Genomic DNA, 25,463 nt, shown 5'->3' with positions numbered 1-25,463 from the left:
GTCGGTTAAGAACATTATCCTTGGATTGCTGGCAGTATGAAGATAGCAACCTGTGCAAAGTGAAGGGTATACAAGCCATAATGATAAGGCATATTGACCACTATGGATGAAATTGATCGTAAATTAATAGGGATACTACGTAGGAATGCGCGTGCGGGTATATCGGATATAGCTCTAGAGTTGAAGCTGTCTCGAGCAACCGTACGTACTCGCATGGAAAAGCTGAGTGATCGTGGGGAAATCCTTGGCTATACAGTTGTACTGAGCTCGGATGCCTTTGAGCTCCCGGTCCGAGGAATCATGTCCATTAAAATTGAAGGCAAGGGGGCGGAACGCATTGTTGCACAACTAGGTGCCATGCCGGAAGTCTCTGCCCTTCATACAACGAATGGAAACTGGGATCTCATATTGGAACTGGGTACTCAAACTTTGTTGGAACTGGATGAAGTTCTCAATCGTATTCGTAAGGTTGATGGGATTACATCCAGTGAGACAAATTTACTATTATCCACCAAGCGAAGTTCCCGGCATATTTCTGCGTCCAGAAGGGGGGAATTGTCTATTGGGGACTAATTCATCAGCAAAAACAAGACTAAAGGTGCTGGGTAAAATAGCAGGGATAGGAACGGAACCATAGGGCTTTGTGCAGCATCAACCCGTGCACGCAATAAAAAGAAGATAGGGGGAATCAGGCAGAAGGTGAGATATCCCAGCGGAACAGACTTTTCGAAAACGTTCCGTAGGGCCTTTCTGTCTAGACGGTAAAATAGCGCGGAGATGAATGGCAAAGACAGGAGATAATTCATAGGTAATAGGACGCTGTTGAACTCCGGGAGAGCTGGATTAACAGCAGATCCCACCAGCAAAGTAATAGCAGCGCATAACAACGGAGTTATGACCATGAGCCAAACAACAGTATTACTGATGATAAAAACCGGTTCCGCCTCTTTGGGCTTATCAAAAGTTGGGGTTGCGGTTTCGATGTAGCCTTTCAAGTCAGGAATTTCGCTTGCACGTTTCCACACTGGGCCAAGGTCGGGATGCCACACTTTGGTTTTTGGCAAAATTTTCCCCTGAGAAATCTGAGAGGTGATTTCTTTATCATCCACTGGACCCAGCGTTTTTTTCCCGATTTTATAAAACCACTGCCGCTCGCGCGCGCCGTACAGCATTCGGCTACCCCTTAGTTCCTGCCAATTCCTCGCATTCTAGCTGCACTGCCAGTTGTGAAACTGAACAGTGAGAACCATATATGGCACGAGTGGATACTTTAGGTAGTCTCTCGGTACCATATTGTTTGGAATGTTCGGAATCATGCCCATTTTCGCGGAAACCTAAGGTTTTATCCGTCGAAGTACAAGTCTAAATACCAAAACATTTTTATTAAAATACTAAATATTTAATTGAAATTTCTAGACCTATGAAAATTCAAACTCTTTACTAGAGTGATATTGACACTCTGAAGGGCTTCTTCCCAATTTATGTATGTGAAGCGGGCTTACGTTGGTGCGGTAATTGCAATGCCTATCTTTTGCCTGTTGATGCATTAGAGTTATATACCTGAAGGATATTTCGTACTTGGAGAAGCTAGTGATTGTTATTGAGAAAAGCCTACCTGGACACATAAATCAGTACCTACCAAGTTTGAGTGAAGTACTTTTTCAGACAGTTATGACTGGTGCAAGTGTAGGGTTTGTCTCCCCTTTCTCAGAGGAAAAAGCCGCAGAGTTTTGGGAGCAGGATGTCTTTCCGCTTATCGAATCTGGTCGCGTTATTTTGTTTATAGCTAAGGTGAGCGATAAAGTTGTTGGATGTGTCTTGCTTACTCTTCATATGATGCCAAATCAGAAACACCGCTGTGAAGTTGCTAAACTGCTGGTGCACCCATCATACAGACGCAAAGGCATTGCCCGTAAGTTGATGGAAGCTTTATTGGAAGAGGCGGCAATCGAAGCAAAGTCTTTGATTACATTGGATACTCGTAGCGGTGACGCAGCAGAGCCGTTGTATGCTTCTCTTGGATTTCAAGTTGCAGGTATTATACCCGACTATGCCCAGTCGGTGGAAGGGGCCCGTTTAGATAGTACTACCCTAATGTATTTAAAGATTTAGCGGGGCTGGGTATGCCATAGTTTGTCTGAAAGAAACTTGTGGCTATGATGTTATCAAGAGATAAAAAACCGGACCATTTGCAGACCCGGTTTTTTGGAATGAGGAGCGCTTGTTAGCGGTACATAGTTTCCAAGCGGTACTTGATCTGACGGTCACAGTCACCGTTCGGATTGCGTACAACCTCTTCAGCCTTGAAACTCATGATTTCTTTGGCAGGATCACGAACAGTGTCAGCACTGATGTTGCTCTTGAACCACTGAACAACTGCATAATCGCCACCTGCATCTGTAAGGAATGCGAGAGGCTTACCGTTTTCCATAATAGCAAGGCGACCTACGCGTACTGGCTCAACGCTGATCTCACGCTCTTTACCATCGATAGTCAAAAGTTCACGTGACAAACTCATGTAGTTAAAGGAGGACGCAACAGTTCCGGTCCATTTACCCAAAAGACGCTCCCCTTTGTTTTCAACTGAAAGGCATGATTTCTTGAAGTTGGCAATAGAGAGACGCTTTGCAGGCATCTCGATCTGTTCCTTACCTTTTTCCTTGATGGTGTATTGCATTTCATTTGGCCCAGTGCGGTAAACCCGCAGGCTCAAAGGAGAAAACTTCTCTTCTCCCAGTGTACGGGTGAAGAAGTCAAACTGGTTGGCGTCGTTACCACCGGAGTGACGGTAGAGCCAACGCTTTGGCAAACCATTTTCGAAGATAAGCCAGTCACTGGCAACAAGACCCTGAGGTCCACTTTCAGTGTTAACCTGCCATACACCTGTATGGAAAGGAGATTCGGCTTGCGCAATTGCAGGCGCGGTAGCAGCGAGTGTCAGAGCACAGATTGCAGTTTTAACGGTGCGAGAAAAGAGGCCTTTGCCAAAGGCTTTATTCGAAAATGTTAAGCGCATGAATTCGGTATCCATCCTGTTACTTAAACGAGGGTGATGATTATGGTCTTGGCGACTCGGGCGCATGATAAACATGTTCCCTTCTGTCGTGCAACTTAGTGAATTAATTATCGAGAGTTGCGTAGGGCTGGAGCGAAATACTTTGTCTTAGTTTGCTCTAATCCAATACTACTCAGCGGAAGATATTCCGCCTTCCCCTGAGTAGCATTGGAAAAGTTTCTACAGTTCCTAATTCTCGCGAATCGTAAACTATCCGTTTATTGTATTGTCGCTTTGTGCAAACCGGTCAGTTGCCTCCACTAACTTTTCCAGTATTCCGGCTTCTGAGAAAGCATGCCCAGCACCTTCAATCAGATGGAAATGTGCATCAGGCCAAGCTTTGTGCAGCTCATATGCGTAATGGGCAGGGCAGGGCATATCATAACGGCCATGAACGATGGCGCCGGGGATGCCGCGAAGCTTATGAGCATCACGCAGGAGCTGTCCTTCTTCCAGCCATGCGTTGTTATAGAAAAAGTGGTTTTCTATGCGGGCAAAAGCCAGCGCATAGTGATGAGTACTGAACTCACTAATTAAGGTTTCATCCGGTAGCAGGGTGATAGTGGCAGCTTCCCAGCTGGACCATGCTGTTGCAGCGTTGAGTTTTGCTGTTTCATCCTCTCCGGTCAGAATTTTTCTGTATGCCGCAATCATATTGCCCCGCTCAGCCTTGGGTATGGGTGCAACGAACTTTTCCCATCTGTCTGGAAACATCTGTGAAACGCCAAATTGGTAGTACCAGTCAAGTTCTGCTTTTGTCAGAGTATAGACACCGCGCACAATCAGCTCACTTACATGCTCAGGGTATTTTTGCGAATAGGCAAGAGCTAGGGTAGAGCCCCATGACCCACCGAATACTTGCCACTTTTCCGCTCCGATTAGCTTGCGCAGGCGTTCCATATCTTCCACCAGATGCCAAGTGGTGTTGGCCTCCAAACAAGCATGAGGAGTGGACCGACCACAGCCACGTTGGTCAAACAGAACCACTTCGTAATGCTGTGGGTTAAAGAAACGGCGGTAAATTGGTGTTATGCCGCCACCGGGGCCACCGTGCAAGAATACCACTGGTTTCCCGCCTTTCCTACCGCAACGCTCATAGTAAACTTTATGCCCGTCTTCCACTTCAAGCAGGCCAGTCTCGAATGGCTCTATTTCAGGGTAAAGTTTTTCTGTGCTCATCGTGATTGGCCTTTTCGCCTGTGCCTCGTGATAGTTGCTTAGTTCAATAAATAAAGTCCAGTTATCAATGAATGAAAACCTCTACTTAAGAACTAACGTACTTACGTGAAATTACTATAGAATCACAAAACTTAAATCCAGTTTGCGAAAGAGGGGGAGGGAGTTATGGAGATTCAATATCCGTTGATTACGGCGCTCACTGCGGGGGTTCTTGTGACCTACCAGATGCTGTGGGCGCTGATCGTTGCAGGGGCAAGGGGGAGGTTTCGCCAGTCTTTGGGAGAGGCCGATAAAATGGGCTTGGTGAAATATGTCCGCTCTCACGGTAATCTTGCCGAAAACGCTCCAATCATGCTGATTTTGCTTGGTCTTTTAGAAATAGGCGGCACAAGCGCTAGTATTCTGTCCTGGGGGGCTGCGTTGTTCCTGATCGCCCGTGTCATGCACCCCATCGGTGTGTTTTCGCGAAAGCCGGTGAATGTTTACAGGTTTGTAGGTGCTGCCGTGACAATGGTATTGGGCCTGACCGGCGGGGTCATGCTGGTGATGCTGGCTGTAGAGCAGCTGCCCCTCTAGTGAAAAGGGCAGCTACGTGTTTTACTCGGCTGCCAGAAGGTGGCCGGGTTTACCGCCGATGTAACCATCCACCAGTTTGCCGGGGAGCGGCAGCTCTTCCAGTTTGGCGCGGGCGTCCTTACCGCTGATCTTGCCATCCACCAGATCGCGGTAGATGTGGTTGACCGCTAACATGTCGAAGGAATGGGGTGAGATGCGCAGGCGGCCAATACCGTTCTCTTTCAGCTCTTGACTTTCCATTGTGATGGCCTGTACGGAGTGAGACAGGGTCTGGATGCCATTGGCGGCCAGAAACTCCTGATCGTCCAGCGTGTTCACGTCCATTCCATCGGGGTCTTTGTCGCAGACAAACTGGCAGTTGTCTTTATGTAGCTTATGGGCGCGGGCATGATAGCAGCGACCGGAGACAGCTAGGGGAAGACGACCAAAAGAAAACAATTCAATTGTTAGCTCTGGCAGGGCCTCTGCAATAGTTTTTGTGGAAGTAAGTGGCAGTTCAACAGGTGGACACAGGGTTTCCATGCCCCGGTCCATGAGGGCTTTGGCCGCACCTTCATTATAGATATTGAGGAATGGGCCACCCACAAAGGGCGAACCTGCGCGGCGTGCCAGACCGTTGATGTCGTTAACTTCCATCAGCAGGTCCATTTCCGAAAGCGAAGCAATGGATTTGCGGTCACGCACGGTAACAGGTAGAGCCATGGTTGACAGAACGACGGTTTTATCAGCTGCCAGAAGGCGCTCGATTATCTGTGGCCAGACTTTATCGGAAAACGGCATACGCTTGCCACAAATCACTTCACCGATGTAGATACGGTCAAAATCGGTTTCATCGGCCATACGGGCGTAAAAATCCACCAGCTTTTCATTGGGCCAATTGAAAAAATTGGGGCCGAGGGAGAGTTCTATCTTTTTCATTGTCTGCCCTTATCGCCAGATTTTCTTATAGGCACCGGTGGTTTCGCGGCCCCCTTCGGTCATGGTGGCCAGCATAGCGGAAACCTCTTCCTCCGCATTGCCCCCGGCGTCGAGTGCGTCAACGGCAGTTCGGAAGGCCTTAACCACCTGTGATATATAGGCTTTACCACGTTGACGGCCTTCGATTTTGAGAGCTGTCACCCCAGCGGTTCGCAGGCGCGGCAGGAGAGCGGCAGCATTGAGGCTGACTGGGTCCTCAAAGAGGTAGGATGTTTCGCCATTGGCTTTAAACCGGCCCTTGCAAAGGGTTGGATAGCCTGCAGATTCTCCGCTTTCGAACTGGTCAATGGTGAAGCCGCCAAGGCGAGCGCTTAATGTGCCGCCGTTTTCGGCGTAGTCCACATCACCAGGGGGCGAGCACACGCCTGTGAGATTGGGAGACTTTCCAGTGGCATACGAGGAGAGGGCACAGCGCCCTTCTGTCATGACACACAAACCGCCGAAGACGAAAACTTCCGTCTCCACTTTGATTTCCTTATTGAGCTTTTCAATCTCCTCAACGGACATAACACGGGGTAGAACCACGCGGCGCACGTTGAATGTGTCCTGATAGAACTGGATCGCCTCAGGCGTTGCCGCGGCAGCCTGCACTGAAAGATGAAGGCGCAGATCAGGGTGATGCGTGGCGGCATAATCCAGCACGGCAAGGTCGGCAGCGATAATGGCATGGGCACCGGAGGCGGCAACCGCATCAACAGCTTTTGTCCAGATACGGGTATCTCCGGCTCTGGCAAAGGTGTTCACTGCCACTAAGACGTTGGTACCATGTTTTCTCGCAAGCTTTACGCCAGTGTTCAGCTCGCGTTCGGAAAAGTTCAGACCGGGGAAGTTACGGGCGTTGGTTTCATTGCGAAACCCGCAGTAAACGCTGTGTGCGCCGGCTTCCACAGCCGCCTTCAGGGCTGCTGGGGTACCAGCGGGGCAAACCAGCTCCAGTGAGGGTTTACTATTATGAATAGGGGGCATTGGGTTTCCTATGGCTGGAAGACGGGGGAACTCTTTTTAGGTTGCGTCGGGTGCATCCAACCGGCGGCGAAGACTGTCGAGGGTTCTGCTGGTTGCACTGTCCACCTTCTCGCGTAGTGAGCCTTTAAAGCCCAGAAGTTCGGCCGGTGTCAGGTCCGCTTCTTCCATGGTGTTACGTAGGGCAAGAACCGCATCCGTATCGCCTTCAATCACCAGATCTCGGGTAAAAAACACCGCATCGCCATCGTAAGTACCATCCACAAGACCTAGGAGCACAACAAGGGGACCGGAGATGCGGGCGGTGCCCTCCGGCATTTCCTTACGGGTAAACATTTCAACGGTTGCGTGTTCGCCATTGGGAATGAGGCGGAACACATGGGGCACGTCCAACGGATCAATGATGAAGTGGGCGTGACGGTAGGTATCCAGACGCTCAAAAAGGTCAGGCCTTTGGCGGGCGAGCTTGCGCACTGCGCGGGTTAAGATGAATCCCAGAGGAGGTGGGGGAACAAACCGCAGGGCACTTTGAACTAGAGGGGGAAACATGCCCCGATCAGGCTGAAACGACATTTACGCATCTCCTTTAAGAAAACAGGTAGGAGGTGCGGAGGGAGGCATCATTGATAAATATCAAGGCAAGGTAGGGCGAGACCTTCAAAAAGAGGGGATAGCTCCCCATAAGTGACGCTGGGCGAGATCCTTTTAAAACGCCTGTGGAGCGATTGGACGCGTACATGTATAAAAGAAGCCAGCCTGCTTTTGCCGATCTTTCTCAGTTTCTTCAGCATATGCGGGGAAAGGGGCAACTGGTTAATGTGGATGCGCCGGTCTCGCTTAATGTAGAGATGACAGAGGTGCACCGGCGGGTCCTAGCTCAAGGAGGGCCAACTTTACAGTTTAATCGGCCAATCTGGGAAAATGGATTAAGCGGGTCTCTTCCTGTGGTCACTAATATTTTCGGCACTCGAGAGCGTGTAGCCATGGGCCTTGGGTGCAGGGCGGATCAATTGAGCGAACTTGGCGAGTTTATGGCGTACTTGCGCTCCCCCACCCCGCCAAAGGGCCTGAAAGGTTTGTGGGAGGCTATGCCGGTGGCTCAGGCAGCCTATAACGCGCGGCCCAAACGGGTAAAGGCTCCTCGTGATTTTGAAGAGTTGCCGCTCGACCTTTCCCAGCTTCCGGTACAAACCTGCTGGCCGGAGGATGTAGCGCCACTTATCACTTGGGGGATCGTCATCACCCGCCCTCCGGGGGCAGATGATCCTTCCCAATATAATCTTGGCATCTATCGTATTCAGGTAACTGGTAAGACAACCGCCATTTTACGCTGGCTTTCCATGCGCGGCGGTGCGGCGCATCATCGTCTATGGGCGGCAAAAGGCGAGAAAATGCCCGTGGCAGTGGCGATTGGCGCGGATCCAGCAACTATATTATCTGCCGTAATCCCAACACCCTCGCAGGTGACAGAATTAACCCTTGCAGGACTTTTGTCCTCAAAGCGCCCTGAGTTAATGCCGTGCAAGGATATCCCGCTGCATGTACCGGCAAGCAGTGAGATTGTGCTTGAAGGCTACGCTGAACCGTTTGAAACTGCCGAAGAAGGTCCCTATGGGGACCACACCGGTTATTACAACGCGCCGGAGCAGTTTCCCATCTATAATATTTCCCGCATTTCAGCCAGAAAAGACCCTGTTTACATGAGCACCTTTACAGGCCGTGCGCCTGATGAACCTGCTGTACTTTCCGAGGCGATGAATGACGTATTCCTGCCAATTCTCAAGCAACAATTGCCGGAAGTGGAAGACTTGTGGCTGCCGCCGGAGGCTTGTTCCTACCGTATTGCTGTTCTGAAGATCAAAAAGTCTTATGCTGGACAGGCACGGCGGGTGATGATGGGCATGTGGTCGCTGCTTCCCCAGTTCACCATGACCAAGATGATCATCTGTGTGGATGATGATATTAATTGCCGCAGCTGGTCGGATGTTATGTGGGCGGTGGCAACACGTATGGATCCTGCGCGAGATCTCGTTGTGCTGGACCGTACTCCGACGGACAGTCTTGATTTCTCTTCTCCGCTGGAAGGGCTTGGCGGCAAACTTGGGGTTGATGCCACTACCAAGATAGGAAGTGAAACCAGCCGCGAATGGGCGAAGACTATTGTTATGCCGGAAGATATAAAGACCCGTGTGGAAGAACGCTGGGACGAGCTGTTTCCAGCTGGCTTGCAGGGTATGAAATCAGGTGAACGGGACGAAAATAAATAGAAGGTAAGTGGACCCCGTGGTGACGATTGTGATGAATTCCGCACCCTACTGACTTTGCCTAGGCAAAGTACCCAGGCTCTACGGTGTCACTTCGGCCCCCGAGCCGGTTTCCATTTTACAGTATTATAGGCACCCCTTAGGCGAAGAGCATTGCAAACAACCAGATTTGAAGGCAGAGAGATGACAGGAAAACGTATCATTGTTGGTGTTACTGGGGCTTCCGGATCCATTTTGGCCGTTCGTGCGCTGGAAATCCTGCGAGATCTGGGCGTGGAAAGTCATCTGGTGTTATCCTCAGGTGCGGCAGTGACCATTTCCCATGAGCTAGGAGAGAGTGGTGTGGAACAGCTGAACACGCTGGCACATACTGTTTATGATGGTGCAGACATGTCAAGCGCTATCGCCTCTGGTTCCTATCCAATTGACGGAATGCTGATTACACCTTGTTCCATGCGCACGCTTTCAGCGACGGCCTATAGTTTTTCTGATAGCTTGTTGACCCGCGCGGCGGATGTCACCTTAAAAGAACGGCGTAAGCTAGTAGTTGCGCCGCGTGAAGCTCCGCTCCATCAGGGGCATTTGGAAGCCATGCTTAAACTCACGCAAATGGGTGCTGTCATCTGCCCGCCTGTGCCCGCCTTCTATAATGGTGTTACAAAGTTTGAAGCTCAAACTAGGGAGATCGCCGCCCGCTCCATCGCTTGCCTTGGCATCGATCCTAAAGGGGCGTTGAGCCGCTGGAAAGTTGGTTAGCGTGTTCTTTCCAGACGTTTTGTAATTTTCGCTTTAAGAATAACGGGAGCGAAAAAACACTCGTATATGCTGTGGTCACGTCTCACGCTGGTAGTTCTTGGTGAACGCCAATGGCAAGAAAGGCCCAACTAAATGATGACTATTCTTAAAAGCGTTGGTGTAGCTGTTATTCTCATTTTTGGAACCCTATTCGCTGGAGCAACAGTTGCAACAGCGGAAGAGGCTCCGGGTACAATAACCGTGCGGGTCGCCGAATCAGGGAGTTGTGAAATTGAAGTCTCAATCGGCCCCAATGCTCCAAATAATGACATTGTTATGTTAGCTGACATGGACAGGGATGACGCTCGGACCTTTCGAACCTCAAAGCTATGTCATCGTCGTACGGCCACAGCTGATTCTTGTGCTGCCGGATTTACAGAGTGGACTTGTTGTGAAGGCGTTTCAGGTAAAGATACGGTTTGTTTAATACCTTGATGTTGTTGCCTGAGGTGAAACCATGAGTATTTCGAGGCTCTGGTTTGGCGCTGTTGAGGCGAGTGCAATCGTTTGCTTTGTGTTGACCTCTTCAGTATTTGCAAGTGACTATAGTATTGTTGTGCGACATATACAGGAAGGGACTTGCTTAATGGAGGTGAGCCCTGGCGTGGATGCTCCAAACCAAGTTAGAGTTTTTTTGGCCAACTTTTCACAATATTCTGGGAGGTCGTTTGAAGTTAAACGTCTGTGTGTTCGTCGCTCAGAGACCCAAGAGAGTTGTGCAGCAGGAATGACCGAATGGACGTGCTGCGAAACAGATAGTGAACATGAAAGCACCTGTCTTATTCCATGATGGAGGTTGCGGTTTTGAAGGTCATGAATGGGTTCAGTTCTCTACTTTCTGCGGGGAGAGCGTAGAGAACTTTAACACTGAACTTAAAAAAGATTATGATAGGCTTGGGTAATTTGAACGGTCATGATGTGTCCTCACTTGGATACTTCTGCCTTTGCCTGCTCTTTTGTTGTTGGTAATCGTTCAGAGCTGTTGAGCCGAAATCACACGGGAAACGTGGACGTGTGAGTCAAGGGGGTTTAGATGTTACGGGCGCTACTGGTTTATTTATTGTTTTTTTCATTCCTGCCTTATTCTGGTGCTCAACAGGCAAGTGACACATTTGCCCCAGAAGGGGAAAGTGGGACACAAGAAACAAACCTTGTGTCCGCTGAAAACTTCATGGTGGTGACGGCAAATCCATATGCTTCGCAAGCGGGCTTTCAAATGCTTCAGTTGGGCGGGAACTCAATTGATGCAATGGTTGCAGTACAGGCAACATTAGGGTTGGTTGAGCCTCAATCCTCCGGCTTAGGAGGTGGGGGCTTTCTTGTTTATTATGATGCTGTTCACGACAAGCTGACCACTTATGATGGGAGGGAAACAGCACCGCGTACCGCAACGCCAGAGCTATTTTTAAATCCTCAAGGAGAGCCTCTGGAATTCTTTGAGGCTGTTATCGGTGGGCGCTCCGTCGGAGCTCCAGGTCTTGTTCGATTGCTGTATGACACGCATGCCAAGTATGGCAGTCTGCCTTGGGCGAAAGTTTTGGAGCCAGCTATAGGTCTGGCCCGTCAAGGGTTTACAGTATCCCCAAGGCTCCACTCCTTAATAGCCGCAGATGTTGCCAACCTCTCTCGCTATCAGGAGACGCGCGAGTACTTCTTACCTAGTGACTTGCCTTTACAGGTTGGCTCTACACTGAAAAATACCGCTTATGCGAAGACTTTGGAAACTTTGGCAGCTGGTGGGGCAGCTGCATTTTACACGGGGCAGATAGCTGAGGATATTGTCGCTACGGTGCGCGATGCAGAGGTGAACCCCGGCCTTTTGGGCTTGGAGGATCTTGCATCATACCGGGTTATCCAGCGTGCGGCGGTCTGTACACCTTATAAATCCTATGAAATTTGTGGTATGGGGCCCCCCTCCTCAGGTGGTTTGAGTGTTGGCCAAATCATGGGGATTACATCCTCCTTTGATTTGAAAGAGAAGGGAGATAAAGCACCTCAGAGCTGGCGTTTGATTGGAGACGCATCTCGTCTCGCTTTTGCTGACCGGGCGCGCTACATGGCAGATAGTGATTTTGTGCCGATGCCAACAAAGGGATTAACGTCTCCTGGTTATATGGCGGAGCGCGCCAAGTTACTGGCGGGTGAAAAGGCATTGTCTCCGGAACAGGTAGTAGCAGGTACTCCTCCATGGGACCATGCCATGAGGCAGGCTGACGATGAGAGTCTTGAACTTCCATCTACGACCCATTTTGTGATCGTTGATGCTGACGGAAATGTTGTTTCTATGACTTCATCAATCGAAAATGGCTTCGGCTCCCGATTAATGACAAATGGATTTTTGCTCAATAACCAATCGACGGATTTTTCGTTTAGAACTCATCGAAACGGAGTTCCGATTGCCAATAGGGTTGAGCCGGGAAAGCGCGCGCGTTCATCCATGGCACCCACAATTGTCATGCAAGATGATAAGCCTGTGATAGCGATTGGATCTCCCGGAGGAAGCAGGATTATTGGTTATGTTGCCACATCATTGTTAGCAATGTTGGAGTGGGATATGAATATCCAGCAAGCCGTCGAGTTTCCTCATGCAATTAACCGCTTTGGAACCTATGATCTGGAAAAAGGAACCTGGATGGAAGAGCTGAAGGAACCTCTGGAAATGCTTGGCTATGACGTGGATATCAAAGACATGAACTCTGGGCTTCATGGGATTTATATCTCATCGGAAGGGTTGGAAGGAGGTGTTGATCCTCGCCGTGAAGGGGTTGCGCTGGGCCAGTGAGAAAAAGAGCAGCAAGCTGTTTTGAAAATTGGGCTGCGGACGGGTGAAGTACACCTATTGTGTTCTGTTATGATGGAAGCTGTTGGGCAGGTTTTGGTTCAACGAAGTGCTCTCCACCAATCAACCTTGAATGCCCGCGAAATTCCGCAATCTGTTCGCCTAGCTCGTTGGTGATTGACACGTCATAGATGCCTGACCTTTTGCCGAGTGACGTTTCTTTAGCCGATGCTGTCAAGGTGTCTCCAATATGGGCGGGGCTGATGTAGGTAATAGAACAATGTTGGGCTACTGCTTTTTTATTGTAACTATTGCAGGCTAGAGCGAGAGCGCATCCGGCAAAAGTAAAAAGCAGTCCTCCATGACATGTGCCATGGCCGTTTACATGATCTTTTGTAACTTGCATGGTCATTACAGCTTTTCCTGGTCCGATGCTTTGGGTTCGAATGCCCAACATTTTAGTTGCCTGATCATCCGCACCAAAAACCTCAGCTACGCGTTCGGCAATAACTTGTGGGGTCATAATGAAGTCCTAATTCTTGTAAGGCTGGATAAAGTGCTGTGATTATTCGCAATCTGCCTTATTGTAGATAGTCCAGCTCGATCATGATATCGCCTGCGATTTTCTCTAGGTCCGAGATAAGCTGTTCAGCAGAAAGCTTTATAGGCAATATAATAGTTGCAGTTGCTTTAAACATCAATTCCCCGCTCATTGAACCAGGTTCTACACATGAGGTAAGCTCATTGATGCTAACATGGTGGTAGGCTAAAATTCCGGAGATGCGGCTGAGCATGCCCGGTTGATCTTGTCCCAGAATGGAGATTTGAGCCTGAGCGCCCTCAGGGAGAGACTGCTGTTTACCCTCTTCATACAAACTGATTGTGAAACCTTTGTCTTCCAAGCGCAATAAAGCAAGGCGCAGTTGCTTAAGATCCTCCGCATCAATACTGATCCGTAACACGCCTGCAAAGTGACCTCCAAGGCGTACCATTGAACTGTCGATCCAGTTTGCTCCATGCTTTGCTATAATGGCAGAAAGTTCTCCCACTAAACCGGTTCTATCGGGTGCAACGACAGTTAGGATAAGGGACTTCTTCATCATAATACCTCGAAGTATAATCAGTTTCTAATGCATCTTTTCAGAAAGGCGGTGTATATGGAAGAGCGGTACCTCAAATTTCCCGAGTGTTGAAACGTAGCCATTTTTGCTGCATGCGTAAGATAAACAAAAGAATAGTCTTTTGCGAAGAAAACCTCCTTGCGCGGGATCTCTTGCTCGGATAGCTTGCATCTCGTTATTGGACGGCGTCCCGAGACGGACTGAAAGTTATTCTGGTGGTGGCTGACCCAATTCGGGGGCCTAGTCCAGAGCTGTCAGAGGAAATGTGAAAAAGCTACTCAGGATTTTCTGTTTAGTGTGATCATTTTTATCTTCTCTTCCAGACGTCTCCAGCATTGTTGGCTTGCACAAATGTGACTTGTGCGTAGCCTCAAAGTCAAGGAGATGACATGAAACGTATTATATTGACCTCCGCGACCGCAGCTTTGGTTGCGAGCGGCACAGGGGCCAGTGCTCATGGAGGGCATGTGGCTGAAGTTGCCGGCCATGCTCATTGGATTGGTATTGGGTTGGTTGTTGGCGCTGCTGCGCTTGCAGGTGCTGTTGTTTATGCCTCACGCAAGAAACGTAGTTGTGAAGACGAATCTCACCAAGAGATCAAGGGTGAAACTCAACACGGCGACGAGCAGCCAGAGGCAGTGTAATGTTGCAGGGAAACAAGGAAAAACTGGGTATCATGGTCTGCGGTCACGGCAGCCGCAACCGCGGGGCTGTTGGTGAGTTTGCCAGACTGGCGGAGGGGATGCGCGCGCGCTTCCCTCATTTACCGGTGGACTATGGGTATCTGGAGTTTGCCAATCCGGTCATACATTCTGGGCTGGATAACTTGCGCGAGCAGGGCTGTACCCGCATTCTTGCCGTTCCCGGTATGCTGTTTGCGGCTGGTCACGCCAAAAACGATATTCCATCTGTGCTGAACACCTATCAAGCAAAACACTCGGACGTGAAAATCGATTATGGCCGTGAACTGGCAGTGGATATGCGTATGGTACGCGCTGCCGGTGAACGCATTCAGGAAGCCATTGATGCTGCTGAGGGCGATGTAAAGCCTGAAGAAACCTTGCTTATGGTGGTCGGGCGCGGGGCATCTGACCCTGATGCCAACTCTAACGTTTCCAAGGTCACCCGTCTTCTTTGGGAAGGTATGGGCTTTGGCTGGGCGGAGACCTGCTATTCCGGCGTAACGTTCCCCTTGGTAGAACCGGGGCTGGAACATGCGGTCAAGCTTGGCTACAAACGCATTATCGTGTTCCCGTACTTCCTGTTTACGGGCGTTCTGGTCCAGCGCATCTACAACTTTGCAGATGAAGTTGCCGCACGTTATCCGGAAATCCAGTTTATCAAGGCTGGATACCTCAACGATCACCCACAGGTTCTGGACACCATGGAAGAGCGCGTGCGCGAAATTCTTGAAGGTGAAAACACCATGAACTGCCAGTTATGCAAATACCGCGAGCAGGTTCTGGGATTCGAGGCGGAAATCGGGTTGCCGCAGGAAAGTCACCATCACCATGTGGAAGGACTGGGCGATGAGGCCGAGTGCCACTTGTGCGAGACTACCTGTACAGGCGAGTGCGATTCAAAGGGGGCGGTGGATCACCATCACCACCATCACGGGCATAGCCATGATCACGGGCAATCCCACGATCATAGCCATGATCATGACCACCATCATCATCCTTATCCCTATGCGGACCACCCGTTGGGGCCGAAAAGCATGTTGAAGGAAACTGGTAAAAACCAAGGATAGGCACAGGCGATGACCCAATCGGGTTTTAGCTATGAGAAGGACCCGACGGCTATTTACCGCCAGTCCTTCAATACCGTTCGAAGCGAGGCGCGGCTGGATGAACTGCCACTGCCGCTTCACCCGCTGGCAATTCGCCTGATCCACGCATGCGGAATGACAGACATTCCGCAGGATATGGCGTTTTCCGATGATATTCAGCAAGCCGCTTTTTCCGCGCTGGCAAACGGCGCAAAAATTCTCACAGATGTTGAAATGACCGCTCATGGCATCATCCGCCGCTACCTGCCTTGTGAAAATGAGGTCATTTGCACTTTGAATGATCCAGCAGTTCCAGAATTGGCAAAGCGTATCGGCAATACCAGAAGTGCAGCTGCTGTGGAGTTGTGGGAGCCGCACCTTAAAGGGGCGGTGGCCGTCTTCGGCAATGCACCTACGGCTTTGTTTCACCTACTGGACCTGATCGCCCAGGGCTTTCCAAAGCCTGCGGCCATACTTGGTTTCCCAGTCGGTTTTGTGGGGGCGGCTGAATCCAAAGAGGCCTTAGTACAAAGCACGCTCGGTATTCCATTTGTCACGCTGTTGGGGCGGCGCGGGGGCTCAGCAATAGCAGCGGCTGCGGTCAACGCTATGGCCGCGGGCTTGCCGGAAGAAAATACGTATGGGGAGAAAAGTGCATGAGCGCACAAGAGCCGTGGCTGACGATAATTGGCATAGGAGAAGATGGCTGGGAGGGCTTGGCACAGCGCACGAAAGAAACTCTGGACGACGCTTCGGTGGTTTACGGCGGGGCGCGGCACCTCTCGCTTATCCCGGATTTGCGGTGTGAGAAAAAAAACTGGACTTCCCCTTTTGCCAAGGCGGTTGAAGAGTTGATTGCGCAGCGGGGCAAGAAAACCATTGTTCTGGCAACCGGTGATCCTATGTGGTTTGGTGTTGGTTCTACATTGGTGAAGCACTTTGATGCGAGCGAGTTTACCATTTTGCCTCACAGCTCGGCGTTCTCGCTGGCAGCCAGCAAAATGGGTTGGCGCTTACAGGATACGGAATGTATCTCCCTGCATGGCCGTCCGCTGGATAGTCTGCGCCGCTCGCTCTATCCCGGTGCGCGTATTCTGGCACTCACCTCCAATGGCAAAACACCGGAGATTATTGCGGACCTTTTAGTTGATGAGGGCTATGGTGAGAGCCAACTGACGGTTCTTGAGCATCTTGGTGGCCCTTCAGAAAAACTCACCGGCAGTATTGCCGAGACCTATGCCCACAAAGCCACCGATTTGAACACTGTTGCCATTCATGTAAGCGCTGTCTCCAACACGCCTTTGAGACCAAACCTTGCCGGACTGGAGGATGATACTTTCCGCCATGATGGCAAGCTGACCAAGCGCGAGGTGCGAGCGGTTACTCTGGCAAAACTCATGCCGGTTCCCCATCAGCTCCTTTGGGATGTGGGGGCAGGATGCGGTTCCATTGCTATTGAGTGGCTTCGCGCTGCAAAAGGAACTACTGCCATCGGGCTGGAGCCCAACGCCAAGCGGCTGGACATGGCTTGTGTGAACGCACAAAACCTTGGTGTTCCCCATCTTCAACTCGTGGATAAACAGGCCCCTGAAGCGCTGGAGGACCTGCCGGATCCTGATGCCATTTTCATTGGTGGCGGCCTCACAGCACCCAATCAGATTGAGGCTTGCTATGAGCGCTTGAAACCCGGTGGGCGGTTGGTTGCCAATGCGGTGACTTTGGAAGGTGAGCAGGTTCTCATGAGTGCTTGGCAGCGCCTTGGTGGGGAGCTAGGCCGTCTTAACGTCTCGCGCATTTCACCTGTAGGTAGCCTATCTGGATGGCGGCCGTTGATGCAGGTGACACAATGGAATATTAGGAAAAAATGACAGGCACACTTTACGGCATTGGACTTGGCCCCGGAGATCCGGAGTTGTTGACGCTTAAAGCCCACCGGCTCATTACAAATGCGAGCACGATCGCTTATCCATCGGCTATTGATACACCCAGCTTTGCCCGCTCCATTGCAAAGGACTACATTCGCGAGGGCCTGCGGGAAATTCCCATGCCCATGCCTATGAAAACGGACCGTTTTCCGGCCATTGAGGTTTATGAGCGGGCAGCAAAGGAAATTGCTGAAGTTTTACAAACGGGCGAGGACGTGCATGTGCTGTGCGAGGGCGACCCGTTTCTCTATGGCTCCTTTATGTATCTTTATGAACGCCTTGTGGATCGCTTTCCCTGCGAGATTGTACCAGGTGTTTCCTCCATTATGGCCTGCGGTGCCGCACTGGGGCGGCCCACTGCTTCGCGCAATGATGTCCTCACCGTTATTCCCGGCCCGCTTGAGAACGAGCGTATAAAGGATTTGCTTAATGCCAGTGAAGCGACGGTTATTATGAAAGTCGGCCGTCACTTGCCACGGCTCAAAGCGCTGCTGAAAGAGATAGGCCTGAGCGAAAGCGCCGGTTATGTGGAACGCGCTAGCCTGCCGGAAATGAAGGTTCTTCCGCTCTCTGCCGTTGAAGATGCCAAGGCACCATATTTTTCAATGATCTTAATTTATAGGGGGTCCGAAGCATGGTCGCTTCCCCAGCAATTCTTGTCGTAAACCCCGTTGCGCTGCCCGTTGCCCGCAGGATCCAGACAAATCTGGCGGGAAGTCTGGTACACGGGTTCACCAAAGACGGCGGTCAGCCCAACGTGGGCTATGACCAACATTTTTCCAGTGTGAGTGAACGTGTTCAGGAGTTGTTTGAGGCAGGAACTCCGATCATCGGTGTGTGTGCGGCGGGCATATTGATCCGCGCCGTCAGTCCCGTTCTGGATGACAAAATGCGTGAGCCGCCAATGCTGGCTGTTTCTGAAAATGGCGCGAGCGTGGTGCCGCTTCTGGGTGGGCATCACGGGGCCAATGATTTGGCTCGTGAGCTGGCTAATTTTCTGGAAGGACATGCAGCAATAACGACAGCAGGTGATACGGCCTTCGGTCTGGCACTGGATGAGCCACCTCTCGGCTGGAGCCTTGGAAACCCGGAGGATGCCAAAAGCTTCATGGCATCAAGCCTTGCGGGCAAAGCGATAAAGGTGAGTGGGGACATTCCTTGGGTTAAAGAAAGCGGTTTGACACTTTCTGAGCAGGGCGAGCTGGAAATTATTGCCAGTGAAAAAGCTCAAAATGGTAGCGGCTCAAAGCTGGTTTATCATCCGAAAACCCATGTGGTGGGTGTAGGCTGTGCCCGTGGCTGCGCTCTGCAGGAATTGGAAGAGCTGGTGATCGGTGCCCTTGAAAATGCGGGCATTGCTTTAGGCAGCGTTGCCGCCATCACCAGTATTGACCTAAAAGCCGATGAAAGAGCCATCAACCAGCTTGCACAAAAGCTGAGTCTGCCGTTTCGGGTATTTTCAGCAAGTGAACTGGAAGAGCAAACTCCGCGCCTTGCAAACCCGTCTGATGTGGTGTTTGCGGAAGTCAGTTGTCATGGGGTGAGTGAAGGCTCTGCCCTTGCTGCTGTTGGCGGCTCTGGCACGCTTGTTCTGGCAAAGCAAAAGACGAAAAATGCCACCGTTGCCATTGCTAGGGCACCATTACCCTTGAATGCAGAAGAGTTTGGCCGCGCTCGTGGAAGATTGCATGTGATTGGCATTGGACCGGGTAAAGAAAGCTGGCGTGCCCCTGAGGCATCCCGATGGATCAGTGAAGCCGATGAGGTTGTGGGCTATGGTCTTTATCTAGATCTGGTTTCCCACCTAATTGCTGGCAAGGAGCGCCATGCTTTCCCGCTTGGTGCGGAGGAGGATCGGGTCCGTTTTGCACTTGAACAGGCAGCAAAGGGACGCAAAGTGGCGCTGGTTTGCTCTGGCGATTCTGGTATCTATGCCATGGGCGCGCTGGTTTATGAACTGCTGGACCGCTCTGAAGACAACGGCGGTGTGAGTGATGGCGCACGCCGTGTGGAAGTAGCTTCTGCTCCCGGTATATCTGCAATGGTTGCCTTGAGTAATCTGATCGGCGCACCGCTGGGTCATGACTTCTGCGCTATCTCTCTCTCTGACCTTCTCACCCCTTGGGAGACTATTCAGCAACGCCTCAAGGGAGCTGCGGAAGGGGATTTTGTGATCGGGTTTTATAATCCAGTTTCCAAACGCCGCCGCACACAGCTTGCCTATGCGCGGGATCTGCTTCTCCAGCATCGCCCAAAGGATACGCCGGTGGTGCTTGGTTCCAATATTGGGCGGGAAACCCAGTCTATCCGCATCACGACACTTTCAGAACTCAAGGTGGATGATGTGGACATGCTGACAACTGTCATGGTGGGCTGTTCCCAGTCCAGACAGGGCGGCGATGGTGTCTCCTCCAATTTTGTTTATACCCCCCGTGGCTATGCCAAGCGCATTGATGCGCCGCGCGGTGAAAAGAAGGGCAACTGGTAATGACGGTTCATTTTATCGGAGCAGGTCCGGGAGATCCTGAGCTTATAACTGTTCGCGGTCTGAAGCTTATCGAAAAGTGCCCAGTTTGCCTTTATGCGGGCTCGCTTGTTCCCGAAGCAATTGTCAAAGCTGCACCGGATGGGGCGCATGTAGTGGACACTGCCCCGCTGCACCTTGATGAGATTATCGAGGAGATCAAAGCTGCCCACGAAAAGGGGCTGGACGTGGCACGGGTTCATTCGGGCGATCCTTCCATTTACGGGGCAACGGCTGAACAGATGCGCCGCCTTGATGCGTTGGGAATTGATTATGATGTGACCCCCGGTGTGCCTGCATTTGCTGCCGCCGCTGCGGCGCTTAAAACCGAGCTAACGATCCCTGAAATTGCCCAAAGCATCATCATCACTCGCACAGCAATGCAGTCTTCCAGCATGCCAGAGGGGGAGGACCTTGCAACGCTCGGGCAGTCTGGTGCTACACTGGCTATTCACTTGAGCGTGCGTAATCTCGGTGAAATCCACCGCCAGCTTGCCCCGCTCTACGGTGAGGATTGTCCGGTAATTGTGGCTTACCGTGTGGGCTGGCCTGATGAAGCGTTCATACATGGCACTTTGGAGGATATACGCGGCAAGGTCCGCTCGTCAAAGATTACCCGCACGGCCCTGATCTTTGTGGGACCTGCCCTTAAGGCAGGAAAAGAGTTCCGTGACAGCGCCCTTTATGATCCCAACTGCGTACATGTTCTGCGGCCTAAGGCAAAAGAGAAAAGCGTCTAAACCTCAGAAGGTCGTCTGGAAATGATGTGGGCGAAGGAACCCATAATGGTTCCCCGCCGCAGGCCCATGTCTGTGAGAGCGTTGTCTTCCGCATCGCTTGCTGTAAACAGGCGACTTGCTTCGCCCTCGCGGACGATGGAGGCATAATGGAATTCGTGGGCTGAAAGGTCACAGGCCCACGGTAAGGGACTGGCGTTACTAACAGGGTCCGAGATCTGTTTGAGCTTACGGTATCCAATGTGCAACCTGCGTGTTGCAAAGCTTGTTTCCAACGGTAAAAGACCCAGCATCTCGTGGGTTTCCCCGTTTTTATCGATAAGACTTTCACCAAGGGTCATGTAACCGCCGCACTCGCCAAAAATAAAGGTGCCATTATTTGCCGCGCTGTGCACTCCTTGTTTAAAGTTGCCTGCATGGGCCAGTTGCTGGCCGTGAAGCTCGGGGTATCCACCAGGCAGGTAGACGGCATCTACGCCGGTTTCCGGAGCTTCGTTGGCAAGAGGGGAGAAAAAGCTCAAGGTTGCTCCGTGGGCTTGCCAGGTATCTAGTAGGTGCGGGTAGCAAAAGGCGAAAGCAATATCTCTTGCAATTGCGATACGCTGTCCAAAGGGGGGCAGAATATGTGGATCTGGTAGGGATTTGTTCTCCAAAGCAGGAACTGCAACCGGACGGGCCAGTGCCGTTAAAGAACCAAGCTCAATTTGCTTTGCTGCAAGGGTCCCTGCTGTTTCAAGAAACTCTTCCAGATCTTCTCTTTCATTGGCTTGCACCAACCCCAAGTGGCGCTCCGGAACACAAAGCTCCTTTGATTTATAGAGGGCTCCTATAACAGGAATATTGAGTGGAGCCAGAGCACGTCTTAGTAAGTGTTCGTGGCGAGCAGACCCAACTCTGTTGAGGATGATGCCGACAGTTTTCGGTCTCCTGCGGAAACTGCTAAAGCCATGGACCAAGGCTGCTACTGATTGAGCTTGTTTTGAGCAGTCGACAACCAAAACAACAGGAAGACTTAGTTTGTTTGCCAGATCGGCGGCTGAGCCGGTGCCATCGGCAGCGCCGTCGAAAAGTCCCATTGCAGCCTCAATAATAAGCAGTTCTTTGTTGGAACTTTGTTGTGTTGCTAGAGAGGCCAGTAAGAGGTCCGGCATTGCCCAGACATCCAAATTTATGCATGGGCTCCCGCTTGCTTTTGAATGGAAAACCGGATCGATATAATCTGGACCTGACTTAGCGGAGGAGACGGAAACGCCCCGGTTTCGCAGTGCGCGCAACAGCGCGAGGGTCACTGTTGTTTTTCCAGCTCCGGAAGAGGGAGCCGCAATCATAAGGCCTCGCGCGATAGTCATTGTGCCAACTGCTCTATAGTGTCTCCAAGCGGGTTCGGGCTGAGTTCCCGCCCTTTTGAAAGGCCAAGCCAGTCAAGGCCAGCTCGAAGTCGAACAACATCCCCCAAAACCACGAGGGCTGGCGGAACTAATTTCAGTCTTTGAGCATCGAATGCACAGCTGCCAAGGGTTGTTTCACTCACGCTTTGAGTAGGCAAAGATGCATTACAAACGATGGCAACCGGTTCGTGGGCTTTGCGGCCACCAGCAATCAGCTTCTCGCTTATAGAGCCAAGATGTTTCATGGCCATATACATAACGATAACAGGTGAAGACTTCGCTAGGGCATCCCAATCGATTTGATCGGGAGCTACGCCGTTTTGATCATGTCCTGTCAGAAAGGTGACGGTTTGGTTGATACCCCTATGAGTGGCAGGGATTCCAGCATAGGCCAATCCGCCTATTCCTGCGGTTATACCGGGAATAATGCGAAATGGAACATTCGCCTCCACCAGCATGAGAGCTTCTTCTCCTCCCCGTCCGAATACGAACGGGTCTCCACCCTTTAGGCGTAAAACGCGCTTACCTGATTTTGCCAGCTCTATGAGCTTTAAAGAAATGTCTCGTTGTTTGGGGGAGGGCTTGCCGCCCCGCTTTCCTGCGTACTCAATTTGGGCCTCGGGCTTAGCGAATTCCAAAATGCGTTTATCCACGAGAGCGTCGTATACAATGACATCTGCTTGCTGTAATGCGCGTACTGCATGCAACGTGAGGAGTCCGGGGTCTCCAGGGCCAGCGCCCGTAAGCCAGACGCTGCCCTCTAGAAACTGAGGGAAATCATAGAATGAAAGCTGCATTTTTGACTGAACATCGTTTAACTGAGACATGTGGTAATCATACTCTTGCAAATAGACAGCGCCAAGTAAGCTCTTGGGTTAAGGGCTGAAAAAGTGATCATAACTATGTGTATGGGTTCGCACCATGAAATCATGTGGGCTATACTGCGCGGATGACGGGATCAGAGCGAAAAGAACTGCGCAGAGGTTGGACTACGGGCGCTTGCGCGGCGGCGGCGGCTAAATCTTCCTACCAGAAATTGCTATCGGGGGAGTTTGCTGACCCTGTACAAATTACGCTGCCTCGCGGTGAAACTCCTGCCTTTGCTCTGGCTGCCGAAGAGGTGGGGGAAGGATGGGCGAGTTCCTCCATTATCAAGGATGCAGGTGATGATCCTGATGTAACTCACGGGGCGCTGATTACCTCCCGCCTGAAGCTTTTACCCATTGGTTCCGGTTTGCTTTTTAAAGCAGGAAAAGGGGTTGGAACGGTTACAAAGCCGGGGCTGCCCATTCCTGTTGGAGAACCCGCTATAAACCCCAGACCAAGGGAAATCATAGCAAGAGAGTTAGAGGAAATCGCCAAGACCCATAACACGCCACTGGATGTTGAAGTCGAGATCTCCATCGCGGATGGTGAGAAATTGGCACAAAAAACTATGAATCCACGTCTTGGTATTTTGGGGGGACTATCAGTTCTTGGAACTACGGGAATTGTACGGCCTTTTTCTTGTGCTGCGTGGATTGCCTCCATCCACCGGGGTGTGGATGTTGCTCGGGCTACCGGTCAGCAGATGGTGGCAGCTGCCACAGGGGCAACATCGGAAGATGCATTGAAGGGGGTATACCCAGACTTACCTGAAAGCGCCTACTTGGATATGGGGGATTTTGCAGGTGGTTTGCTAAAATACTTGCGTGCTCACCCTGTTCCGAAGTTGGTGCTGGCTGGAGGGCCTGCAAAGCTTGTGAAGCTGGCTCAAGGCGCGATGGATCTGCACTCGGCCCGAAGTGGGGTTGATTTTCAACGGCTAGCCCAGATGCTTGACTGTTCGTCTGTATCTGAGGAATTCCATACTCAGGTGAGCTCCGCAAATACTGTAAAGCAGGTTCTGGAGCTTTGTCAGGACCATGAAGTTACCTTCGGTGAATATATTGCGCTGGCAGCACAGAAAGCTGCACTTGAAATTCTGCGCGGAGCTCCTGTGAATTTGGAGATTTTTGTCATTGATCGGCAAGGAAATCGTATTGGGCACGCCCCCTTTTTTCCTTAAAAGCACAATCATTGGGACTGGATTATAAAATATGAAGAAGAACCTCCTTTTGTTAGCTGGTACACAGGATGCTACTCAAATTGCAATGTCCCTTTCGAAGCATCGAAAGATAAATGTAATTGCATCTCTTGCTGGCATAACGCGTACCCCATCTCAATTAGCCGTGCCAACACGTTCGGGTGGTTTTGGGGGCGTTAATGGGCTTCGTACGTTTATTACACAAAACAAGATTGATGGGATTATCGATGCAACACATCCATTTGCCCGGCAAATGAGTGAGAACGCTGCAGAAGTAGCAGGGTTGGAGAACGTACCTCTGCTTCGATATGAGCGGCCCTCTTGGAAGCCGCAGGCAGGAGATAAGTGGCATGAAGTGGAAAGTCTGGAAGCCGCTCTCGCAATGCTCCCTTCTAATAGAAAGTTTTTTGCAGCTATTGGCCGTAAGGAGGTGGAGGTCCTTAACCAACGTAAAGACTTATGGTTCTTAATGCGAATGATTGAGCAACCGGATCCTGATGTGGTCCTGCCCGACGGTAAACTTTTGATATCCCGCCCAAGCCGCAATGTTGACGCAGAAATTGATATGCTGCGCTATTATCAGGTAGATGCAGTTCTTTGCAAAAATAGTGGAGGTAAAGGAGCTGCAGCTAAGTTAGAGGCAGCCCGTGTACTGAGCCTTCCAGTCTACATGATTCAGCGACCCAATCTGCCTCCAGCTGAGATTGCAATAAATACAAAAAGCGTTGAACGTTGGGTTCATAATCGGGTTCTATGATCACCGTTTGATGAAACTCATGCGTTCGAAAACACCATCTTTGGCAATGACCAAATGATAAATGGAACCCAAAATATGAAGAGCAACCAAGGCGCACAAAATTAAACCCAGTGCTTCATGATAATCGAACAAGGTACTTGCGATTTCCCGATTCTTGCTGGCAATTGAAGGGAGTGTGAATAGTCCGAAAATATTAATTTTCGCGCCATATGCAGACGTTGCATACCAACCCAGTAACGGGTTGGCGATTAATATGAAATACAGTGCGGACTGTGTAAGCTGTGCAAGAGCTTTTTGCCAAAATGGAATGGAAGCAGGAAGTGGTGGAGGCACATCAAACACTCTGTAAATCAGACGTATTGCTGTAAAAAAGAGCAGGAAAACCCCTACCGACCGGTGAAAATCGAATAGTGCATTTTGCGTGGGGCCACTTTCCATGTACGCCATGGCAATGCCGGCGGGTACCATTAAAAAAACAGCAATGACTGTAATCCAGTGAAACCATTTATGAGGGGAAGAATAGGGAGTTAGCTGTGCTGCGCGTTCTTCGGAGCGGTGCTGTACTTTCGACCTGTGATCACTCATTGAG

Annotated in this window: 27 protein-coding genes; 16 read left to right on the top strand and 11 right to left on the bottom strand. The window is 50.8% G+C overall.

Annotation, left to right across the window (positions count from 1 at the left end):
- The first annotated feature begins 102 nt into the window (after positions 1 to 102).
- On the top strand, positions 103 to 573 hold the full coding sequence (locus tag P6574_RS17710) for an Lrp/AsnC family transcriptional regulator (protein WP_310621568.1): 471 nt from the start codon (positions 103 to 105) through the stop codon (positions 571 to 573).
- On the opposite strand, the gene P6574_RS17705 is transcribed toward P6574_RS17710, so the two are convergent.
- Positions 570 to 1,172 (bottom strand): DUF4339 domain-containing protein, encoded by a 603-nt coding sequence (locus P6574_RS17705; protein WP_310621567.1) that lies wholly within the window; start codon positions 1,170 to 1,172, stop codon positions 570 to 572. The genes P6574_RS17710 and P6574_RS17705 overlap by 4 nt on opposite strands.
- Before the next feature lie 418 nt (positions 1,173 to 1,590).
- Between P6574_RS17705 and P6574_RS17700 the strand changes: the two genes are divergently transcribed.
- Positions 1,591 to 2,112, top strand: a complete 522-nt coding sequence (locus P6574_RS17700) for a GNAT family N-acetyltransferase (RefSeq protein ID WP_310621566.1) — start codon at positions 1,591 to 1,593, stop codon at positions 2,110 to 2,112.
- A 112-nt stretch (positions 2,113 to 2,224) separates the two neighbouring features.
- Here P6574_RS17700 and P6574_RS17695 read toward each other — a convergent pair whose 3' ends face one another.
- Both P6574_RS17695 and pip read right to left on the bottom strand, forming a co-directional pair.
- Positions 2,225 to 3,016, bottom strand: coding sequence for a hypothetical protein (locus P6574_RS17695; protein ID WP_310621565.1), 792 nt, complete (start codon positions 3,014 to 3,016; stop codon positions 2,225 to 2,227).
- A 249-nt stretch (positions 3,017 to 3,265) separates the two neighbouring features.
- Positions 3,266 to 4,234, bottom strand: a complete 969-nt coding sequence (pip, locus tag P6574_RS17690) for a prolyl aminopeptidase (RefSeq protein WP_310621564.1) — start codon at positions 4,232 to 4,234, stop codon at positions 3,266 to 3,268.
- A 165-nt stretch (positions 4,235 to 4,399) separates the two neighbouring features.
- Here pip and P6574_RS17685 point away from each other — a divergent pair, with 165 nt between their 5' ends.
- Positions 4,400 to 4,810, top strand: coding sequence for an MAPEG family protein (locus tag P6574_RS17685; protein WP_310621563.1), 411 nt, complete (start codon positions 4,400 to 4,402; stop codon positions 4,808 to 4,810).
- 21 nt (positions 4,811 to 4,831) lie between these two features.
- Here the strand turns inward: P6574_RS17685 and ubiV are convergent, their stop codons facing one another.
- Genes ubiV through ubiT form a run of 3 tightly spaced genes read right to left on the bottom strand, consistent with a single transcriptional unit; the run spans position 4,832 to position 7,324 of the window.
- Positions 4,832 to 5,728, bottom strand: a complete 897-nt coding sequence (ubiV, locus tag P6574_RS17680; RefSeq protein ID WP_310621562.1) for a ubiquinone anaerobic biosynthesis protein UbiV — start codon at positions 5,726 to 5,728, stop codon at positions 4,832 to 4,834.
- 9 nt (positions 5,729 to 5,737) lie between these two features.
- Positions 5,738 to 6,754: a ubiquinone anaerobic biosynthesis protein UbiU gene (gene ubiU / locus P6574_RS17675; protein WP_310621561.1), complete on the bottom strand. Its 1,017-nt coding sequence runs from the start codon at positions 6,752 to 6,754 to the stop codon at positions 5,738 to 5,740.
- A 36-nt stretch (positions 6,755 to 6,790) separates the two neighbouring features.
- On the bottom strand, positions 6,791 to 7,324 hold the full coding sequence (gene ubiT / locus P6574_RS17670) for a ubiquinone anaerobic biosynthesis accessory factor UbiT (protein ID WP_310621560.1): 534 nt from the start codon (positions 7,322 to 7,324) through the stop codon (positions 6,791 to 6,793).
- Positions 7,325 to 7,488: 164 nt separating this feature from the next.
- Between ubiT and P6574_RS17665 the strand changes: the two genes are divergently transcribed.
- The 4 genes from P6574_RS17665 (at position 7,489) to ggt (ending at position 12,592) form a co-directional block, all read left to right on the top strand.
- Entirely contained in the window at positions 7,489 to 9,018 is a 1,530-nt protein-coding gene (locus P6574_RS17665; RefSeq protein ID WP_310621559.1) for a UbiD family decarboxylase, read from the top strand.
- 180 nt (positions 9,019 to 9,198) lie between these two features.
- Entirely contained in the window at positions 9,199 to 9,771 is a 573-nt protein-coding gene (locus P6574_RS17660) for a UbiX family flavin prenyltransferase (RefSeq protein WP_310621558.1), read from the top strand.
- Positions 9,772 to 9,906: 135 nt separating this feature from the next.
- On the top strand, positions 9,907 to 10,245 hold the full coding sequence (locus P6574_RS17655) for a hypothetical protein (RefSeq protein WP_310621557.1): 339 nt from the start codon (positions 9,907 to 9,909) through the stop codon (positions 10,243 to 10,245).
- 598 nt (positions 10,246 to 10,843) lie between these two features.
- Complete coding sequence (ggt, locus tag P6574_RS17650; RefSeq protein ID WP_310621556.1) at positions 10,844 to 12,592, top strand: gamma-glutamyltransferase; 1,749 nt, start codon at positions 10,844 to 10,846, stop codon at positions 12,590 to 12,592.
- Between the two features lie 67 nt (positions 12,593 to 12,659).
- On the opposite strand, the gene paaI is transcribed toward ggt, so the two are convergent.
- Positions 12,660 to 13,112, bottom strand: coding sequence for a hydroxyphenylacetyl-CoA thioesterase PaaI (gene paaI / locus P6574_RS17645; protein WP_310621555.1), 453 nt, complete (start codon positions 13,110 to 13,112; stop codon positions 12,660 to 12,662).
- Positions 13,113 to 13,170: 58 nt separating this feature from the next.
- Entirely contained in the window at positions 13,171 to 13,689 is a 519-nt protein-coding gene (locus P6574_RS17640) for a glycine cleavage system protein R (RefSeq protein WP_310621554.1), read from the bottom strand.
- 410 nt (positions 13,690 to 14,099) lie between these two features.
- Between P6574_RS17640 and P6574_RS17635 the strand changes: the two genes are divergently transcribed.
- The 7 genes from P6574_RS17635 to cobM are packed head-to-tail and all read left to right on the top strand — an operon-like array spanning position 14,100 to position 20,667.
- On the top strand, positions 14,100 to 14,354 hold the full coding sequence (locus tag P6574_RS17635; protein ID WP_310621553.1) for a DUF6732 family protein: 255 nt from the start codon (positions 14,100 to 14,102) through the stop codon (positions 14,352 to 14,354).
- Entirely contained in the window at positions 14,354 to 15,460 is a 1,107-nt protein-coding gene (locus P6574_RS17630; protein WP_310621552.1) for a sirohydrochlorin chelatase, read from the top strand. The genes P6574_RS17635 and P6574_RS17630 overlap by 1 nt, the downstream gene beginning before the upstream one ends.
- A gap of 9 nt (positions 15,461 to 15,469) precedes the next feature.
- Entirely contained in the window at positions 15,470 to 16,138 is a 669-nt protein-coding gene (locus P6574_RS17625) for a precorrin-8X methylmutase (protein ID WP_310621551.1), read from the top strand.
- On the top strand, positions 16,135 to 17,346 hold the full coding sequence (gene cbiE, locus P6574_RS17620) for a precorrin-6y C5,15-methyltransferase (decarboxylating) subunit CbiE (protein ID WP_310621550.1): 1,212 nt from the start codon (positions 16,135 to 16,137) through the stop codon (positions 17,344 to 17,346). The genes P6574_RS17625 and cbiE overlap by 4 nt, the downstream gene beginning before the upstream one ends.
- Entirely contained in the window at positions 17,343 to 18,068 is a 726-nt protein-coding gene (cobI, locus tag P6574_RS17615) for a precorrin-2 C(20)-methyltransferase (protein WP_310621549.1), read from the top strand. The genes cbiE and cobI overlap by 4 nt, the downstream gene beginning before the upstream one ends.
- Positions 18,038 to 19,891, top strand: coding sequence for a precorrin-3B C(17)-methyltransferase (gene cobJ / locus P6574_RS17610; protein ID WP_310621548.1), 1,854 nt, complete (start codon positions 18,038 to 18,040; stop codon positions 19,889 to 19,891). The genes cobI and cobJ overlap by 31 nt, the downstream gene beginning before the upstream one ends.
- Complete coding sequence (gene cobM, locus P6574_RS17605; protein WP_310621547.1) at positions 19,891 to 20,667, top strand: precorrin-4 C(11)-methyltransferase; 777 nt, start codon at positions 19,891 to 19,893, stop codon at positions 20,665 to 20,667. Before cobJ ends, cobM begins: the two co-directional genes overlap by 1 nt.
- Here cobM and P6574_RS17600 read toward each other — a convergent pair.
- Together P6574_RS17600 and cobA are read right to left on the bottom strand one after the other, a co-directional pair.
- Entirely contained in the window at positions 20,664 to 22,013 is a 1,350-nt protein-coding gene (locus P6574_RS17600) for a cobyrinate a,c-diamide synthase (protein WP_310621546.1), read from the bottom strand. The genes cobM and P6574_RS17600 overlap by 4 nt on opposite strands.
- The gene (gene cobA, locus P6574_RS17595; protein WP_310622187.1) at positions 22,010 to 22,849 is read right to left on the bottom strand and encodes a uroporphyrinogen-III C-methyltransferase; all 840 of its coding nucleotides are present in this window, start codon (positions 22,847 to 22,849) and stop codon (positions 22,010 to 22,012) included. Before cobA ends, P6574_RS17600 begins: the two co-directional genes overlap by 4 nt.
- A 152-nt stretch (positions 22,850 to 23,001) precedes the next feature.
- Here cobA and P6574_RS17590 point away from each other — a divergent pair, with 152 nt between their 5' ends.
- Together P6574_RS17590 and P6574_RS17585 are read left to right on the top strand one after the other, a co-directional pair.
- Positions 23,002 to 24,099 carry a cobalt-precorrin-5B (C(1))-methyltransferase gene (locus tag P6574_RS17590; RefSeq protein ID WP_310621545.1) on the top strand — a complete coding sequence of 366 codons (1,098 nt, stop codon included), beginning with the start codon at positions 23,002 to 23,004 and terminating at the stop codon, positions 24,097 to 24,099.
- A 31-nt stretch (positions 24,100 to 24,130) separates the two neighbouring features.
- Entirely contained in the window at positions 24,131 to 24,874 is a 744-nt protein-coding gene (locus P6574_RS17585; protein ID WP_310621544.1) for a cobalt-precorrin-6A reductase, read from the top strand.
- Here the strand turns inward: P6574_RS17585 and P6574_RS17580 are convergent, their stop codons facing one another.
- Complete coding sequence (locus P6574_RS17580; protein ID WP_310621543.1) at positions 24,875 to 25,459, bottom strand: cytochrome b; 585 nt, start codon at positions 25,457 to 25,459, stop codon at positions 24,875 to 24,877.
- Positions 25,460 to 25,463 lie beyond the last annotated feature (4 nt).

The organism is Pseudovibrio sp. M1P-2-3 (genome assembly GCF_031501865.1).
GTDB lineage: Bacteria > Pseudomonadota > Alphaproteobacteria > Rhizobiales > Stappiaceae > Pseudovibrio > Pseudovibrio corallicola.
The sequence above is the reverse complement of the archived record's forward strand: the minus strand, read 5'-3'. Positions and strand labels throughout refer to the sequence as shown.

Coding starts and splice junctions, on each gene's coding strand:
- P6574_RS17585 (WP_310621544.1), top strand. CDS start 24,131: ATGAAGAAGAACCTCCTTTTGTTAGCTGGTACACAGGATGCTACTCAA.
- ggt (WP_310621556.1), top strand. CDS start 10,844: ATGTTACGGGCGCTACTGGTTTATTTATTGTTTTTTTCATTCCTGCCT.
- P6574_RS17635 (WP_310621553.1), top strand. CDS start 14,100: ATGAAACGTATTATATTGACCTCCGCGACCGCAGCTTTGGTTGCGAGC.
- P6574_RS17710 (WP_310621568.1), top strand. CDS start 103: ATGGATGAAATTGATCGTAAATTAATAGGGATACTACGTAGGAATGCG.
- P6574_RS17660 (WP_310621558.1), top strand. CDS start 9,199: ATGACAGGAAAACGTATCATTGTTGGTGTTACTGGGGCTTCCGGATCC.
- pip (WP_310621564.1), bottom strand. CDS start 4,234: ATGAGCACAGAAAAACTTTACCCTGAAATAGAGCCATTCGAGACTGGC.
- P6574_RS17640 (WP_310621554.1), bottom strand. CDS start 13,689: ATGAAGAAGTCCCTTATCCTAACTGTCGTTGCACCCGATAGAACCGGT.
- ubiU (WP_310621561.1), bottom strand. CDS start 6,754: ATGCCCCCTATTCATAATAGTAAACCCTCACTGGAGCTGGTTTGCCCC.
- ubiV (WP_310621562.1), bottom strand. CDS start 5,728: ATGAAAAAGATAGAACTCTCCCTCGGCCCCAATTTTTTCAATTGGCCC.
- P6574_RS17685 (WP_310621563.1), top strand. CDS start 4,400: ATGGAGATTCAATATCCGTTGATTACGGCGCTCACTGCGGGGGTTCTT.
- P6574_RS17655 (WP_310621557.1), top strand. CDS start 9,907: ATGACTATTCTTAAAAGCGTTGGTGTAGCTGTTATTCTCATTTTTGGA.
- paaI (WP_310621555.1), bottom strand. CDS start 13,112: ATGACCCCACAAGTTATTGCCGAACGCGTAGCTGAGGTTTTTGGTGCG.
- P6574_RS17695 (WP_310621565.1), bottom strand. CDS start 3,016: ATGCGCTTAACATTTTCGAATAAAGCCTTTGGCAAAGGCCTCTTTTCT.
- P6574_RS17625 (WP_310621551.1), top strand. CDS start 15,470: ATGACCCAATCGGGTTTTAGCTATGAGAAGGACCCGACGGCTATTTAC.
- P6574_RS17630 (WP_310621552.1), top strand. CDS start 14,354: ATGTTGCAGGGAAACAAGGAAAAACTGGGTATCATGGTCTGCGGTCAC.
- P6574_RS17705 (WP_310621567.1), bottom strand. CDS start 1,172: ATGCTGTACGGCGCGCGCGAGCGGCAGTGGTTTTATAAAATCGGGAAA.
- cobA (WP_310622187.1), bottom strand. CDS start 22,849: ATGCAGCTTTCATTCTATGATTTCCCTCAGTTTCTAGAGGGCAGCGTC.
- ubiT (WP_310621560.1), bottom strand. CDS start 7,324: ATGTCGTTTCAGCCTGATCGGGGCATGTTTCCCCCTCTAGTTCAAAGT.
- P6574_RS17580 (WP_310621543.1), bottom strand. CDS start 25,459: ATGAGTGATCACAGGTCGAAAGTACAGCACCGCTCCGAAGAACGCGCA.
- P6574_RS17600 (WP_310621546.1), bottom strand. CDS start 22,013: ATGACTATCGCGCGAGGCCTTATGATTGCGGCTCCCTCTTCCGGAGCT.
- cobM (WP_310621547.1), top strand. CDS start 19,891: ATGACGGTTCATTTTATCGGAGCAGGTCCGGGAGATCCTGAGCTTATA.
- cbiE (WP_310621550.1), top strand. CDS start 16,135: ATGAGCGCACAAGAGCCGTGGCTGACGATAATTGGCATAGGAGAAGAT.
- cobJ (WP_310621548.1), top strand. CDS start 18,038: ATGGTCGCTTCCCCAGCAATTCTTGTCGTAAACCCCGTTGCGCTGCCC.
- P6574_RS17590 (WP_310621545.1), top strand. CDS start 23,002: ATGACGGGATCAGAGCGAAAAGAACTGCGCAGAGGTTGGACTACGGGC.
- P6574_RS17665 (WP_310621559.1), top strand. CDS start 7,489: ATGTATAAAAGAAGCCAGCCTGCTTTTGCCGATCTTTCTCAGTTTCTT.
- cobI (WP_310621549.1), top strand. CDS start 17,343: ATGACAGGCACACTTTACGGCATTGGACTTGGCCCCGGAGATCCGGAG.